Genomic DNA, 15137 nt, shown 5'->3' on the forward strand with positions numbered 1-15137 from the left:
ATGAAGTACTCGCGATCGATCGTTTCACTCGCCTTGCTGGCCGTGTTCGGCATCGGCATGGCATCGGCACAGTCGGAAAATGGCGGCGCACCGGCCTTTTCCGACATCAGCAAGGACGGTAAAGGCATCAAGCGCAGCGACGTTCCCAAGGACGTCGACGCACTCAAGCAACTGCGTGCGCACTTCCCCGAAGCCGACCTCAACCACGACGGCAAGGTCGACAAGGGCGAGTACGACGCCTACGTCAACAAGAGCAACCAGCCGCAGCAACAGCGCTAGTATCCGGGGCCGCGTGCGATGTTCGCGCGCGGCCCTCTCTAAGGACGGATATCCCCGCATGATTCCCGACAGCCGGACGAGGCAGCGCATCGCCTCCCGATTCAGTCGCCGCGGCGACCGGATCTACATCCACGGCAAGCTGGCCACCGATCCCGTGTACGCCGCCGCCGCACAGGCCATCGCGGGGCGCAGGCTGCCCTTGCTCGACATCGGCTGCGGCCTGGGCCTGCTCGGTCATTACCTGCACGCGTGCGATGCGCTGGATGGATACATCGGCCTCGACCACGACGCACGCAAGATCGCCATGGGCCGTGTCGCCGCCGAACGGGCGGGGCTTGGCGGGGAAATCGCGCTGCGTGAAGGCGATGCCGCGACGCCACAAGCGCTGCGCGGCCACGTCGCCATGCTCGATGTCCTGCATTACCTGCCGCAGGAGCGCCAGGGCGAGCTGCTGGCCTTCGCCGTGGACCACCTCGCGGACGACGGCGTGCTGATCCTGCGCAATGTCATCCGCGACGGCTCGTGGCGCTACCGGGCCACGGTCTGGGAAGAGAAATTCATCAAGGCCGTGGGCTGGATCCCGGGCGGAGCGCAATATTTTCCGACCGAGGAGGATATCCGCGGGGTGCTGGAGCCGCGCGGCATTCGGGTCGACTTCCGTCCCCTGTTCGGGCGGACGCCGTACAACAGCTACCTGATGACGGCGTCCCGCCAGGCCTGAATCGGCGGCCACCCATTGTGCGCTGCAATAAGGTATACTCGGCGGGTCGTGCTTGCGCTCCGACTCCCTTGCGGACCCCCGGCGTGGAGATTTTCCCGCCCGTTCCCCCACCTCCGGAAGCGCGCACGACACCGGCCAGCCTGCTGTCTTCGTCATGGTTCGCGGCCGCCAAATCAATAACTCGCAGCGCGGTTCCAGGGAACGCTCGGGTCACGCAGGAGTTTCTCCATGTCTTTCGATTCGCTGGGCCTTGCGCCCGCGTTGCTGCGCGCGTTGTCCGAGGCAGGCTATGAAAAGCCCACGCCCATCCAGGCCGCCGCCATTCCCGAAGTCCTCGCCGGCCACGACCTGATGGCCGCCGCGCAGACCGGCACCGGCAAGACCGCCGCGTTCGCCCTGCCCGTGTTGCAGCGCCTGGCCCGCGACGAACGCAACGAAGGCCGCCGCCCGATCCGCGCGCTCATCCTCACGCCCACCCGCGAACTCGCCGCCCAGGTGCAGGAAAACCTGCGCGACTACGGCAAGTACGTACGCCTTTCCAGCACTGTGATCTTCGGTGGTGTCGGCATGGGCAACCAGTTGCAGGCGCTGCGCCGTGGCGTCGATATCGTCGTCGCCACGCCGGGCCGCTTGCTCGATCACATGCAGCAGCGCTCGGTCGACCTGTCCAAGGTCGACGTGCTCGTCCTCGACGAGGCCGACCGCATGCTCGACATGGGCTTCCTGCCGGCGCTCAAGCGCATCCTCGCCGCCGTGCCGCGCCAGCGCCAGACGCTGCTTTTCTCGGCCACGTTCGCGCCCGAGATCAAGGCCCTCGCTCAGCAGTTCATGCGCGATCCGCGCGAGATATCCACGACGCCCGCGAACACCGTGGCCAACACCGTGACGCACGTGGTGCATCCGGTGGACGCCGCCACCAAGCGCGACCTGCTCCTGCACATCCTCTCGCAGGACAGCCGTCGCCAGACGCTGGTCTTCGGGCGCACGAAGCACGGCGCCGACAAGCTCGTCCGCCACCTCGAGCAGGCGGGCGTGAAGGCCGCCGCGATCCATGGCAACAAGAGCCAGAACGCGCGCACGCGCGCCCTGTCCGACTTCAAGTCCGGCCGCGTCACGGTGCTGGTCGCCACCGACATCGCCGCGCGCGGCATCGACATCGATCAGTTGCCGGTGGTGATCAACTTCGACCTGCCGATGGTCGCCGAGGACTACGTGCACCGCATCGGCCGTACCGGCCGCGCCGGTGCCGAAGGCCAGGCCATCTCACTGGTCAGCCATGACGAATCGGGCCTGCTGCGCGACATCGGCCGCCTGCTGAAGACCGATCTCTCGATCAGCAACGTGCCGGGCTACGAGCCGAGCACGCCGCTGCGCCTGGACGCGGGTGCGCCGCGTCCGAAGCAGCAGCAGCGCCAGCCGCGTTCGCAGAGCGGTGGTGGCCAGGGCCGCGCCGGAGGCAATGGCGGCCAGTCGCGCCAGGGCACGGGCAGCGGCGGCGGACGTCCGCCTTCGCATCGCCCGCACGGCCATTCCGCCGCGGGCACGGGCGAAAGCACGGGCAGCCACAAGCGCCGCCGTCAGCGTCGCGGTCCCGCCACGAACAAGGCCTGACGGCCTGGCCGCATGGGCGCTCGTCCGCCCATGCGGCCATCGCCGCTCAGCCCTGCGCCCGGATCTTCGCCGTGAGGACGTGGTCCTCCCACAGGCCATCGATCTTCAGATAGCGCTTCGCATAGCCTTCCTTCTCGAAGCCCAGGCGTTCGAGGAGCCGGCCACTGCGGTCGTTGCGGGGCATGTAGTTCGCCATCACGCGATGGAAATCCAGCGGCCCGAACGCATAGCGGATGCCCGCATCGATGGCTTCGTACATCAATCCCTTGCCTTCGTGCCGCCGCGCGATGCCATAGCCGAGGTGACAGGCCTGGAACACGCCGCGCACCACATTGGCGAAGGTGAAGCTGGCGATCATCTCGCCACCGTCGGGCGTCAACACCGCGAACGGATAACCCCGATCGGCACGCGCCGCTTCGAGTCCCGCTTCGATCGCCTGCCGGCAGCCTTCCAATGAAAAATGCGATGTGCCGCGCAACGGTTCCCACGGCGCGAGGTGGTCCCGGTTCTCCACGCGATAGCGCTGCAGGAGTTCCGCTTCCTCCACGTCGAGCAGGCGGATCACCGTGCGCGAGGTGCGCATCCGGATGGGCTCGCTCATGCGGTCAATGCTTTCGCATGGTGGCGGAGATGGTCCTCGAGGAAGGTTTGGATGAAGTAGTAACTGTGGTCGTAGCCCGGGCGCATGCGCAGGTCGAGGGGCTGGCCGGCTTCTTCGCAGGCGGCCTCGAAGCGCTGGGGTTGCAGCTGATCCAGCAGGAATCCATCGGCTTCGCCCTGGTCCACCAGAATCGTTCCGTCGAACCGGGCACCGTCCTCGACCAGCTGCGTGGCGTCGTACCTCGCCCAGGCCGACCGGTCCGCGCCCAGATAGCGGGAAAAGGCCTTGTGGCCCCATGGAACGCTGGCGGGTGCCACGATCGGGGCGAAGGCCGAAAGCGAACGGTAGCGGCCGGGATTGCGCAGCGCGATCACGAGCGCGCCATGACCACCCATGGAGTGGCCGAAAATGCCTTGCCGCCCCAGGTCCAGCGGGAATCGCTCGGCCAGGAGGCGCGGCAACTCGTCCACGACGTAGCTGTACATCCGAAAGCGCGCGCTCCACGGTGTCTCGGTGGCGTCGAGGTAGAAGCCCGCGCCTTCGCCGAACTCCCAGTCGCCAGTGGCTCCCGCCAGGCCGGTGTCACGAGGGCTCGTGTCGGGCATGACCAGGGCCAGGCCCCGTTCCGCCGCCATGCGCTGCGCACCACCCTTGATCGTGAAGGTCTCGGCCGTGCAGGTCAGTCCGGCCAGGAACCAGAGCACCGGGACGGGGCCGTGTTCGGCCGCCGGGGGCAGGTAGACGGCGAAGCGCATGGGACCGCCGCACGCGTCGGAAACGTGTGAATAAAAGCCTTGAACACCGCCGAAGCAACGCTGTTCCGACACCGTCTCGATCGCCGTCATCTGCCCGTCCCTTACCGAAGCTGACCAAAGAGTGTAACGCCGTCACGCGAGAGGGCCACGACCCACGGCGAACCACGCACATCGCTGCTACAATACCTTTACTGCCCGGCGCCGAATGTCGCCGCCGCGCCCCTTTCGAGGTCGCCATGTCATCCCCCGATACAAATAACGCTCCGGCCCTGCCCGGTTTCAGCGCGCTCGCGCTCGACGCGAACGTCGTGCGCGCGCTGACCGAAGTGGGCTATGAGACCCCTTCCCCCATCCAGGCCGCCACCATCCCGGCCCTGCTCGAAGGCCGTGACGTCATCGGCCAGGCGCAGACCGGTACCGGCAAGACGGCGGCGTTCGCGCTGCCCGTGCTGTCGCGCATCGACCTGAAGGCCGGCAACAAGCCGCAGGCGCTGGTGCTCGCACCCACGCGTGAGCTGGCCATCCAGGTGGCCGAGGCGTTCCAGAAGTACGCCACCTACCTGCCCGGCTTCCAGGTGTTGCCGATCTACGGCGGCCAGAGCTACGGCCCGCAGTTGCAGGGCCTGAAGCGCGGCGCCCAGGTCATCGTCGGCACGCCCGGCCGTGTCATCGATCACCTCGACAAGGGCACGCTCGATCTCTCGGGCCTGCGCTTCATGGTGCTCGACGAGGCCGACGAGATGCTCCGCATGGGCTTCATCGACGACGTCGAGAAGCTGCTACAGGCGACGCCCGCCAGCCGTCAGGTGGCCTTGTTCTCCGCGACCATGCCGGCCCCGATCCGCCGCATCGCGCAGACCTACCTGAAAGAGCCGGTCGAAGTCACGATCAAGAACAAGACCACCACCGCGGCGAACATCCGCCAGCGCTACTGGTGGGTCAGCGGCGTGCACAAGCTCGACGCGCTCACGCGCATCCTCGAAGCCGAAAGCTTCGACGCGATGATCGTCTTCGCGCGCACCAAGTCCGCCACCGAAGAACTCGCCAGCAAGCTGCAGGCGCGCGGTTTCGCCGCCGCCGCGATCAACGGCGACATCGCCCAGGCACAGCGCGAGCGCGTCATCGACCAGCTGAAAACCGGCAAGCTCGACATCCTGATCGCCACGGATGTCGCCGCACGCGGCCTCGACGTCGAACGCATCAGCCACGTGCTGAACTACGACATCCCGCACGACACGGAGTCGTACGTGCACCGCATCGGCCGCACCGGCCGCGCGGGCCGCAGTGGCGAAGCGATCCTCTTCGTGACGCCGCGCGAGAAGAACCTGCTCCGCCAGATCGAGCGTGCGACACGCCAGCCGATCGAGCAGATGCAGCTGCCCACCATCGAAGCGGTGAACGACACCCGCGTCAACAAGTTCAACCAGCGCATCACCGATACGCTGGCCACGGGTGACCTCGGCCTCTTCCAGCAGTTGGTGGAAAAGTACGAGCAGGAACACGACGTGCCGGCGATCGAGATCGCCGCCGCGCTGGCGCGCATCGCCCAGGGCGACCAGCCGCTGCTGCTCGAACCGCCAGCCAAGCGTGAATACACGGAACGGCCGCCGCGCGAGTACGAGCGTGAGCGTCCGTCGCGCGATGGCGGCGACTTCAACGATCGCCGCCCGGTGCGTGAAGGCATGCGCCAGCCCCGTCCGCACGTGACCGAGGCCGGCAAGCGCACCTATCGCATCGAGGTCGGCCATGAGCACGGCGTGAAGCCGGGCAACATCGTCGGCGCGATCGCCAACGAGGGCGGCGTGGAAGCGAAGTTCATCGGCCGCGTCAGCATTCGTGACGACTACAGCCTGATCGACCTTCCGGACGGCATGCCGGCGGAGACCTTCAACCACCTGAAGAAGGTGTGGGTCGCGCAACAGCAGTTGAAGATCGCCGAGTGGGACGGCAAGGAAGCACCGCAGAGCGGTGGCGGCGGCGCCTCGCGTCCGCCCCAGCGCAGCGGCTTCCGTCCCTCCGGCGCCCGCCCGGGTGCCAGCGGCGGCGGCAAACCCCCGCGCAAGAAGCGCGACTACTGATCGATCGAAAAGGCCTCGGAAACGAGGCCTTTTCTTTTGGTGGGATCCAACCCTGGTGGGAGCCGCTTCAGCGGCGATCCCGCGGCAGCGGGCCAGTACTTCGCGCTTCTGAGGGCTCGGCTTCGCCCTCGCACTCGCTGTGTGCGGCGTGGCGGGGGAGCTGCCGGACGCCACCCTCGGCGCGACAGGCGGTGCCGTCCCTTGGGAAAGGATGCCGCTACGCGGCCGTGTCTTATGGCTGGCGCCCCTTCGGGCTCGGACGGTCGGGCGGGGGTTTTCGATTCGCCCTCCGGCGATCTCAACCGGTCGATGCAACGGTTTGATTGAGTACCTCGGCAGGGGTCTGGAAGTCCAGCGTCTGCCGCGGTCGCTGGTTAAGTTCCTTAGCCACGGCGTTGAGCTGGGCCTGGGTGTAATGGCTTAGATCCTGGCCCTTGGGGAAGTACTGGCGAAGCAAGCCGTTGGTGTTTTCGTTGGATCCGCGTTGCCAGGGACTATGCGGGTCGCAGAAATAGATCTGCAGGTCGGTGGCCAGTTTGAAACGCTGGTGCTGGTACATCTCCGGACCGCGATCCCAGGTCAGCGAGCGCTTCAGCTCGGCCGGCAGCCGGCGGATGTGTTTAGCCACGGCATCCACGACGGTCGCACTGTCGCGAGCGGGAATTTTGATCAGCATCACGAAGCGTGATCGCCGCTCCACGAGCGTGACGATATGCGAGTGGATCGTGCCGGCTAGCAGGTCGCCTTCCCAGTGACCGGGTACCGCCCGGTCATTCGCTTCGGCGGGGCGCTGGCTGATCGTCAGGGCCTGGGCAATCAGGTTAGGGCCGCCCTTGCGGCCCTTGCCGTGACGCCCCTGCGCCTGCGGGTAACGGACCGATCGCTGGGTGCGCAGATGCGCCAGGAGCTGCTTTTTAAGCACGCCGCGGGCCTGGATGAACAGGCTTCGATAAATGGTTTCGTGGGACACCCGCATACTGTCGTTGTCTGGATAGCGTCGGGCAAGCCATCCGCTGATCTGCTGGGGTGCCCAGCGATGGGCCAGCTTGTGGGCGACCACGCGACGAAGGGCGCCGTGGCGGGCCAGCAGGCACGCCTTGGGTCGTTTGGCCTGCGCCCAGGCTCGCTGGTCGGCATTCGCCGCGCGATAGGCCTCACGGCCTCCGTTACGTCTCACCTCACGGCTGATGCTGGAGGGGGCTCGCCCCAGGCTCTGGGCGATCCGGCGCAGGGAATGGCCCTGACACAAGCCGCGGGAAATCTCTTCGCGATCCGCCAACTGAAGCGCCTGGGCCGCCCGCTTCCGAGGCGGTGGGGCGAATCCGCCGTGCTTCTTCAACACGTAGTGAATCGTCTCAGGGTGCCGATCCAGCGACCGGCCGATGGCCGCGGGCGACACGCCGGCCCGCCAGTCCGCCCAGATCCGTTCACGGTCCGCCGTCGACAAATGACGCCAAAGCCTGACTGCTCTGCTCATGATGCCCACCTCCGTCTTGATCAGACTACGGTGTTGCATCGATCGGTTGAGATCACCCCGTGGCTCAGCGAAAACGATCGGCCATCCATGGCCGATCCCCTTCGGGCCTTTTCCACCCGCCCCTCCTCGGCTCCTCATGTCGCGCCGAGGGTGGCGCCCGGCAGCTCACTCGACACTGCGGTGGGTTGGTGGGGAAGAGCCGTCTGCCCTTACCGGTTGCCGCACCCGGGGTGGGAAGCGGGCTGGCCCGCGAGTCCTCAATCTTCTTGCTGGCAAAGGAAGCTTTGCGGTGATCGGGCCAAGCTTTTACCGCTCGCTCGGTTGCGATGCACCGCCTCATTCGCTCGACACAGGGTGGCGAATCGCGGGCCAGCCCGCTTCCCACCCGGGTAAGGGCGAGCGGATTCACACGGAATCGCTTGCCCAGGTCGTGGGCGTTTGCTCTTGCCACACAACCCCTCAGTGCCCGGACGAGCCGTCGGCCGCCACCCTCGGCGCGACTTGTGGAACCGAGGAGCGCCGGGCGAAAAGGCCCGTCAGGGGGCCGGCCAGGGAGGGCCGGCCGTTTCCGCCGAGCCAGGAAGGCGAGTCGGAAACCCCGCCCGGCGTGACGGGCGCGACGGGGCGTCAGCCATCAGACATGGCCGCGCAGCGGCATCCTTTCCCAAGCGACGGTGCAGCTCGGAGCGACGAGGGTGGCGGCCGACGGCTCTGCCCCACCGCCGGCCCGCTGCCGCGGGATCGCCGACAGGGTCGGCTCCCACCAGAGCTTTCGCCGGGGCGGGGCTTATGTCGCGAAATCGGCTGGAGTTAATGGCGGCATGCCGTGGCGGATGCGCGCCTTGTCGCATTGAGGGCTCGGCTCCCCGTTTTCCCATGCCGGTTGCAGTTCATGGCATGGCGACGGACGCACCGCGTAAACGCCGCAGTGGGCGGCCACGCCTACCTCGCCCACCAGCGATTTGCATCGCGGTTCGTATGCATTCGTGCCGTGCATCGCCACGCGATGCGGGTCGAGGTGCTCGGTGAGGTTGGCCGGCGTCACGCCGCCGGCCACGTCCGTTTCCAGCCAATGGAAGGCGACGCGGTACGTCGCGCAGCATGCGCCGCAGCGCAGGCAAGGATGAGTCATGGTTCAGATCGTGCCGGAGAACGTGTTGCACTTGCCGATGTCGCCGCTTTCCAGGCCCGTGCGAAACCAACGCACGCGCTGGGCCGACGTGCCATGGGTGAAGGAATCGGGCACGACCCTACCCTGGGATTGCTCCTGCAAGGCGTCGTCACCGATCGCCGTGGCCGCGTTGATCGCGGATTCTATGTCACCCGGTTGCAACCAGTGCTGGCGCTGCTGCGAATGATTCGCCCATACGCCGGCGAAGCAATCCGCCTGCAATTCCTGGCGCACGGACAAACCCGATGCTCCTTCGAGCCGCGCCCCACGGCGACGGGCGTCGCTCACCTTGTCGAACACGCCGACGAGGTTCTGCACGTGGTGTCCGACCTCGTGGGCGATGACATAGGCGCGAGCGAAATCCCCTGCCTCGTGGAAGCGCGCCTGCATGTCCTGGAAGAAGCCCAGGTCGAGGTACACCCGATGGTCGCCAGGGCAATAGAACGGGCCGACCGCGGACGACGCCGAGCCGCAGGCCGTGCGTACGCCGTTGCGGAACAGCACCAGTTTCGGCTGCTCGTACTGCTGGCCATTGGCGGCGAAGATCTCGCCCCAGGTGTCCTCGGTCTCGCCCAGGATGGCGCGCACGAAATCGACCTGCGGGTCGTTCGAAGCCGCCTGGTGAGGTGCCTGCTGGGTTTGCGGCGTGGGTGCCGCCCCCGGGTCGCCCTGCCCCAGCAGCGCCGTGGGATCCTTGAAGAAGACCAGTCCCAGGATGGCGAGGATGACGATGCCGCCGATGCCCAGGCCCCTGCCGCCAAAAGACGGCCCACCGCCGCCGCCCTGGCCGGCGTCTTCCACGTTGTCGCTTCTACGGCCTTTTTGCCAAAGCATGGCATCGCCCTCCCGTGAATGCGTCCCAAGCGAGACGCGGTCGGCATGATCGCACGGACCGTTGCCGGTACACTCCGCGGCTGATGTCGCCCCCCGGATCGTTTCATGACCAGTCAGCTCCCTGCCGTCGTCACCTTGCTCACCCTGCTCCTGATGTTCGCCACGGTCTGGATGGTAGGCCGGGCGCGTGAACGTTATGGCATCAAGGCCCCTTCGATCTCGGGCGATCCCGCGTTCGAGCGCGCCTGGCGTGTGCAGATGAATACCCTCGAGAACGCGGTGATGTTCATTCCGGCCCTGTGGCTGGCCGCGCAGTACGTGGATCCGCTGTGGGCCGGAATCGCAGGCATGGTCTGGTTGGCGGGCCGCGTCTGGTACGCCCTGGCCTATTTGCGCGATCCATCGCGCCGGGGCCCGGGCTACCTGGTCTCGATGATCGCCTGGGCCGCGCTGGTGCTGATGGCCGCGGGCGGAATCGGCATGGCGATCATGGAGAACAACGCCGCGCCCGCGGAGGACGCGGCGGCCGTCTGAGCCGGTGCGCGGCCTCTAGTCCTCGTCGTCCCGCGCCAGCGCCAGCACGCGCACTCGCTGGATGCGTGCGCCTTCCATCGCGGTGACCTCGAATTCGAGCCCGTCGGACTCGAAGCGGTCGCCCGCGGTGGGCAGGCGGCCCAACCGTTGCAACACGAAACCGGCCAGCGTCGAGAAATTGCCGTCGCCCGCGCCAGGCAGGCGATGGCCCAGCAGGTGTTCCACGCGACGCACGTCGAGGCTGGCATCGAGCAGCCAGGCGCCATCGGGTTCGCTTACCGCGGAGGGGTCGCCCTCGCGGCTCTCGTCCGGAAACTCGCCGGCGATCACCTCGAGCACGTCGGCCGGGGTGACCACGCCGAGGATGCTGCCGTATTCGTCCACCACCAGCGCCACCTGCAAGGAGGCTCGGCGGAACTCGTCGATCAGGCGCAACACGCTCAGCGATTCGAGCACCGTGATCGGCTTGCGCACGACCGTTTCCGTGTCCAGGCGGCCATGGTCCGCCAGGCTCGCCAGGAGGTCACGTGACGACACCACACCGACCAGTTCATCGAGGTCGCCATGGGCCACGAGCATCCAGTGATGCGGTGACTCACGCGCTTCGCTCAGCAGCGTCGGCAGGTCTTCACCGGGATCGACCCAGACGATCTCGGTACGTGGCGTCATGATCGAACGCACCGGCCGCTGGGAGAGATCCAGCACGCCTTGCACCATCTCCAGCTCGTCCTTGCCGAACACCGCCGTCTCCGCGACCTCGGTGGCGCCGTCGCCCTTGCCACCCTTGCTGGCATCGCCTTCCTCGTCCGGCGCGCCGCCGAGCAGGCGCAACACGGCTTTGGCCGTGCGGTCGCGCATGATCCGGCCGCCGACCAGCAGCGAGCGCCGGCGATTGCGCCGCATCGTCTGGTTGAACACCTCGATCATGATCGAGAAGCCGATCGCGGCGTACAGATAGCCCTTCGGAATGTGGAAGCCGAAGCCTTCCGCGATGAGGCTGAAACCGATCATCAACAGGAACGACAGGCAAAGGATCACCACCGTCGGACGCGCGTTGACGAAAACGGTGAGCGGCTTGCTCGCCGTGATCATCAGGGCCATGGCGACGACCACGCCGATCATCATGATCGAGAGGTGATCCACCATGCCGACGGCGGTGATCACCGAGTCGAGCGAGAACACCGCGTCGAGGACGACGATCTGCGCGACGACCAGCCAGAAACTGGCGCGGCGGCCGTTGCGTCCTTCGTCATGTTCGGAAGCCTCCAGGCGCTCGTGCAGTTCGAGCGTGGCCTTGAACAACAGGAAGGCGCCGCCGACCAGCAGGATGACGTCGCGCCAGGACAGGCCGAAGCCGTTCCATTCGAACAAGGGGCGCGTGAGTGTCACCAGCCAGGACATGGCGGCGAGCAGGCACAGGCGCATCACCAGCGCCAGGCCCAGGCCGAGCAGGCGGGCGTGGTCGCGTTGGCGCGCGTGGAGCTTGTCGGCGAGGATCGCCACAAACACCAGGTTATCGATGCCGAGCACGATCTCCAGCACGATCAGCGTGAGGAGTCCCGCCCAGGCCGAAGGGTCGGCTAACCAGTCGAATGCAAACATGGGTCGGCGCGTCGGGGCGCCCGTCTTCCTCCTTCAGGGACGGTCAACTATACAGGGGCCGCGTGACGGACTGTGCCGTAAGCGCCGTTGCGACCCCACGGGCCCTCGGCTAGGGTGAGCCATGGCTCACGATTACATCCCTCTCTCCGCCGCGTCCGTGCAGGACCCGCCGCGGACGCCCGGCGTCATCGAGACGATCCTCTGCATCGCCGCCTACTTCGGCCTCCAGATCGGTTTCGGCGGCCTGTTCGGCGGCATCTCCATGCAGCTGGCCCGGTACTTCCCGGACCGGGTGCCCGAAGCGCCCGATCGCCTGATCGTCGTGGTGATCCTCACGCTGGCCTGTTCGGCCGGGCTGATCTTCTGGCTTCTGCTCCGCCGCTGGGGCCGCCACGCCACGGACGCGGGCCCGGCCGGGCTCGGCTTCACGCCACCGTCCGGACGGTTCGTGGCGATGGCCACCGCCCTGGGCATCGCGGCTCCGATCCTCGGCGGCCTGCTGACCCAGTTCCTGGCTGGCGATCGCGAGGTGACCCAGGCGGTCAGCGACATCGCCGACAAGGCCCATGTCGGCATGCGCATCGCCCTGCTGCCGGTGGCGGTGCTGGCGGGGCCGGCCGTGGAAGAATTGTTGTTTCGCGGCGCCCTTTTGTCGATCCTGCGTACCCGCCTTGGCGATGGCTGGGCGATCATGCTATCCGCCCTGGTCTTCGGCATGGTCCACCTGCCCGACCTCGACTGGCTGTGGTACGCCGTGCCCAACCTGGTCCTGGTCGGGCTGTTCTGCGCCTGGCTCCGCGTGCACAGCGGCTCGTTGTGGCCGGCGTTCATCGCGCATGCCGCGAACAACGCACTGGCGACGATCGCCTGGTTCTCGGCGGCCTAGAGGCGTTCCAGCGAAGCCACGTGGCGCGCCAGCCTCGGACTGGCATAGCACTGTGAACCGACCGGGATCAGGCCCACTTCGTTGAAGGCCTCGCGGTACCACCGCGCCGGCCGGCCGAAGAAGCCTTCGCGGTCGCCACCGGGATCGTCCTCGCGCGTGTAGACCTCGAGGAAGGCCAGCCCTTCCACCATGTCGCCGATGCCGGCCAGGCCCGCGCGGATCTCGGCGGGCTTCAGGTAATGCAGCACGTCGGTGCAGACGATCAGGTCGAACCGGGTGTCGAAACGCAACTCGGCCAGCTGGCCGAAGCGCGCGTAGCCGATCTGGCGCGAGCGCCCGTACCGGGTGACCGCATATTCGCTCGCTTCGAGCCCGCGATACGCGATGCCCGGCCGTAACCGACGCAGCACGGCCCGCCAGGGGGCCTCTCCGCAACCGATGTCGAGCACGTTGCGCACCGGCCGGCCCAGGTAGAACTCCGCCTGGCCCAGCACCATCGCCACTTTGCGCTGCAATTCGGCCGGCGAACGCACGGCATGGCCCGCACTGCGATACCACTTGTCGTAATAGGCCTGGTCGTAGGTCTTCGTCATGGCACGGCCGTCCAAAACATCCATGTTAGCGGGGCCTACACTTCCGGCATACATGCCACCACGCAGCATCGCCTCGTATCGACCCAGGAGAATCCCATGCCCCGAGTCCTGCTCCGCATCACCGGCGACCGCGACATCTTCGACGACGTGGCCAACGCCATCCACGGCATCGATCGGGTGGAACGCGTCGAGGAAATCGACGATTTCATGAACGACTTCCGTGATGACTCGAGTTCGCAGAACCTCTCCGACGACATGAGTTCACGCACGTACACGCTGGAGGTCGAGGTACCCAATGACAAGGTAGGCGAGCGCGTGCGTGAGGTCGCGGAGGAAACCGCCGGCACGCGGGAAGCCGCCATCGAGTTCATCGGTCCGGACGAGAACGAGATCTAGCGGTTCGCAAGATCCCGCGCTCAGGCGGGAGTAAACCTTCCGCCACCCACTCCGTTTAAGGTGGACACACCGCCGGACACGGAGATGCCATGCGACCGCTCACCGTCGCGTTCCTGCTCGCCCTGGCCGCGGCGCCGGCCGCCGCGCGCGACGACGCCGTGTCGAAGGAAGACGTCGCCTGGCTCGACAGGATCACGTTCGGTGTCGACTCCGCCACCCTCGCCCGCTTCCGCGAACTCGGCAAGCGGCGCTTCCTCGACGAGCAGTTGCATCCCGGACAGGACGCCTTGCCCGCCGACGTGCGCGCGCAGATCGATGGCTTCGACGCGATGAAGACGCCCTCCGCGACCTTGCTCGCACAGGTGCGCGAGCAATACCGGCAGATCAACGGCATGCCCGATGGCGACGCGAAGCAGGAGGCGCGCAAGGCCTTGCAGAAGCAAGGTAACGGTTACGCGCAGGATGCCCAGGCAAGCGAACTCCTTCATGCGATCTACGACGAGAACCAGTTGCGCGAGCAACTCGTGTGGTTCTGGCTGAATCACTTCAGCGTCTTCCAGAACAAGGGCCGTGTGCGCTGGCTGGTAGCGGATTACGCGCAGAACACGATCAGGCCCCACGCCCTGGGCAAGTTCCGCGACCTCGTGCTGGCCACCCTGAAAAGCCCGGCCATGCTCGAATACCTCGACAACGCGCAGAACGCGCGCGACAAGGTCAACGAGAACTACGCGCGCGAGTTGATGGAACTGCACACCCTCGGCGTGGACGGTGGCTACACGCAGGCCGACGTGCAGAACCTCGCGCGCGTGCTCACGGGCGTGGGTGTCGACTTCGATGGGCAGCCGCGCAAGATCCGACCGGCGTTGCAACCGTATTACGTCAAGGAAGGCGCCTTCGAGTTCAATCCGAACCGCCACGACTTCAGCGACAAGTTGCTGCTTGGCACGACGGTGCATGGTGGCGGCTTCGACGAAGTGGAGAAAGCCGTCGACCTGATCGTAAGCCGTCCTGCTTGCGCGACCTTCGTCTCCACCAGGATCGCGAAGTATTTCGTCGCCGACGATCCGCCGCCGGAACTCATCAAGAGCATGGCGAAAACGTTCCGCCGCACCGACGGCGATATCGCCGCCGTGGTGAAGACCATGCTGGAATCGAAGGCTTTCGTCGCCTCGCTAGGCAAGCGCTATAAAGACCCGACGCAGTTCCTCGTGTCGGCGATGCGGCTGGCCTACGACGGCAAGCCCGTGCCGAACCCGCGTCCCCTCGTGAACTGGATCGGCCAGCTCGGCCAGGCGCCCTTCGGCCGGATCACGCCGGACGGGTGGCCGATGGCGGATTCGGAATGGTCGAGTTCCGGGCAGGTGGCGAAGCGCTTCGAGATCGCCCGCGCCATCGGCAGCGGGGCGAACCACCTTTTCGATCTGGACGATGAAGGCAAGCGCACGCGCGGTGGATTTCCTCAACTGACCACGCCCACGTACTACGCCACGATCGAACCCATGCTGGGCCAGAAAACCCGTGACGCGCTCGCGCAGGCCACTTCGCAACAGGAATGGAACACGTTCCTGCTTTCGTCTCCCGAATTCAATTACCGCTGAG

The 15137-nt window shown here is 66.8% G+C and carries 15 protein-coding genes; 8 read left to right on the forward strand and 7 right to left on the reverse strand.

Annotated features, from left to right (window positions below; all coding sequences use genetic code 11):
• The 3 genes from QFZ41_RS03805 (at position 1) to QFZ41_RS03815 (ending at position 2611) form a co-directional block, all read left to right on the forward strand.
• A complete protein-coding gene (locus QFZ41_RS03805; RefSeq protein ID WP_429197525.1) occupies positions 1-279 on the forward strand; it encodes a hypothetical protein in 279 nt (92 codons plus the stop codon).
• A gap of 58 nt (positions 280-337) precedes the next feature.
• The gene (locus QFZ41_RS03810) at positions 338-1000 is read left to right on the forward strand and encodes a class I SAM-dependent methyltransferase (RefSeq protein WP_429197526.1); all 663 of its coding nucleotides are present in this window, start codon (positions 338-340) and stop codon (positions 998-1000) included.
• Positions 1001-1228: 228 nt separating this feature from the next.
• A complete protein-coding gene (locus tag QFZ41_RS03815; protein ID WP_429197527.1) occupies positions 1229-2611 on the forward strand; it encodes a DEAD/DEAH box helicase in 1383 nt (460 codons plus the stop codon).
• 46 nt (positions 2612-2657) lie between these two features.
• On the opposite strand, the gene rimJ is transcribed toward QFZ41_RS03815, so the two are convergent.
• Together rimJ and fghA are read right to left on the reverse strand one after the other, a co-directional pair.
• Positions 2658-3212 (reverse strand): ribosomal protein S5-alanine N-acetyltransferase, encoded by a 555-nt coding sequence (gene rimJ / locus QFZ41_RS03820; protein WP_429197528.1) that lies wholly within the window; start codon positions 3210-3212, stop codon positions 2658-2660.
• Positions 3209-4057 (reverse strand): S-formylglutathione hydrolase, encoded by an 849-nt coding sequence (gene fghA, locus QFZ41_RS03825; protein WP_429197529.1) that lies wholly within the window; start codon positions 4055-4057, stop codon positions 3209-3211. The genes rimJ and fghA overlap by 4 nt, the downstream gene beginning before the upstream one ends.
• A gap of 146 nt (positions 4058-4203) precedes the next feature.
• Here fghA and QFZ41_RS03830 point away from each other — a divergent pair, with 146 nt between their 5' ends.
• Positions 4204-6045: a DEAD/DEAH box helicase gene (locus QFZ41_RS03830; protein ID WP_429197530.1), complete on the forward strand. Its 1842-nt coding sequence runs from the start codon at positions 4204-4206 to the stop codon at positions 6043-6045.
• A 298-nt stretch (positions 6046-6343) separates the two neighbouring features.
• Here the strand turns inward: QFZ41_RS03830 and QFZ41_RS03835 are convergent, their stop codons facing one another.
• The 3 genes from QFZ41_RS03835 to ypfJ form a co-directional block, all read right to left on the reverse strand.
• Positions 6344-7522 (reverse strand): IS30 family transposase, encoded by a 1179-nt coding sequence (locus tag QFZ41_RS03835; RefSeq protein WP_429197367.1) that lies wholly within the window; start codon positions 7520-7522, stop codon positions 6344-6346.
• Positions 7523-8309: 787 nt separating this feature from the next.
• Positions 8310-8654 carry a YkgJ family cysteine cluster protein gene (locus QFZ41_RS03840; protein ID WP_429197531.1) on the reverse strand — a complete coding sequence of 115 codons (345 nt, stop codon included), beginning with the start codon at positions 8652-8654 and terminating at the stop codon, positions 8310-8312.
• 3 nt (positions 8655-8657) lie between these two features.
• Positions 8658-9527, reverse strand: a complete 870-nt coding sequence (gene ypfJ, locus QFZ41_RS03845; RefSeq protein WP_429197532.1) for a KPN_02809 family neutral zinc metallopeptidase — start codon at positions 9525-9527, stop codon at positions 8658-8660.
• 105 nt (positions 9528-9632) lie between these two features.
• On the opposite strand from ypfJ, the gene QFZ41_RS03850 reads away from it, so the two are divergent.
• Positions 9633-10061 (forward strand): MAPEG family protein, encoded by a 429-nt coding sequence (locus tag QFZ41_RS03850; protein WP_429197533.1) that lies wholly within the window; start codon positions 9633-9635, stop codon positions 10059-10061.
• A 15-nt stretch (positions 10062-10076) separates the two neighbouring features.
• On the opposite strand, the gene QFZ41_RS03855 is transcribed toward QFZ41_RS03850, so the two are convergent.
• A complete protein-coding gene (locus QFZ41_RS03855; RefSeq protein ID WP_429197534.1) occupies positions 10077-11663 on the reverse strand; it encodes a TerC family protein in 1587 nt (528 codons plus the stop codon).
• A 121-nt stretch (positions 11664-11784) separates the two neighbouring features.
• Between QFZ41_RS03855 and QFZ41_RS03860 the strand changes: the two genes are divergently transcribed.
• The gene (locus tag QFZ41_RS03860) at positions 11785-12549 is read left to right on the forward strand and encodes a CPBP family intramembrane glutamic endopeptidase (protein ID WP_429197535.1); all 765 of its coding nucleotides are present in this window, start codon (positions 11785-11787) and stop codon (positions 12547-12549) included.
• Here QFZ41_RS03860 and QFZ41_RS03865 read toward each other — a convergent pair.
• On the reverse strand, positions 12546-13142 hold the full coding sequence (locus tag QFZ41_RS03865) for a class I SAM-dependent DNA methyltransferase (protein WP_429197536.1): 597 nt from the start codon (positions 13140-13142) through the stop codon (positions 12546-12548). The genes QFZ41_RS03860 and QFZ41_RS03865 overlap by 4 nt on opposite strands.
• Positions 13143-13238: 96 nt before the next feature.
• Between QFZ41_RS03865 and QFZ41_RS03870 the strand changes: the two genes are divergently transcribed.
• Together QFZ41_RS03870 and QFZ41_RS03875 are read left to right on the forward strand one after the other, a co-directional pair.
• Positions 13239-13538, forward strand: a complete 300-nt coding sequence (locus tag QFZ41_RS03870; RefSeq protein ID WP_429197537.1) for a hypothetical protein — start codon at positions 13239-13241, stop codon at positions 13536-13538.
• Between the two features lie 89 nt (positions 13539-13627).
• Complete coding sequence (locus tag QFZ41_RS03875; RefSeq protein WP_429197538.1) at positions 13628-15136, forward strand: DUF1800 domain-containing protein; 1509 nt, start codon at positions 13628-13630, stop codon at positions 15134-15136.
• Position 15137 lies beyond the last annotated feature (1 nt).

Origin of the sequence: Luteibacter sp. W1I16, assembly GCF_050434905.1 — a bacterium.
In the GTDB taxonomy this organism is placed as follows: domain Bacteria; phylum Pseudomonadota; class Gammaproteobacteria; order Xanthomonadales; family Rhodanobacteraceae; genus Luteibacter.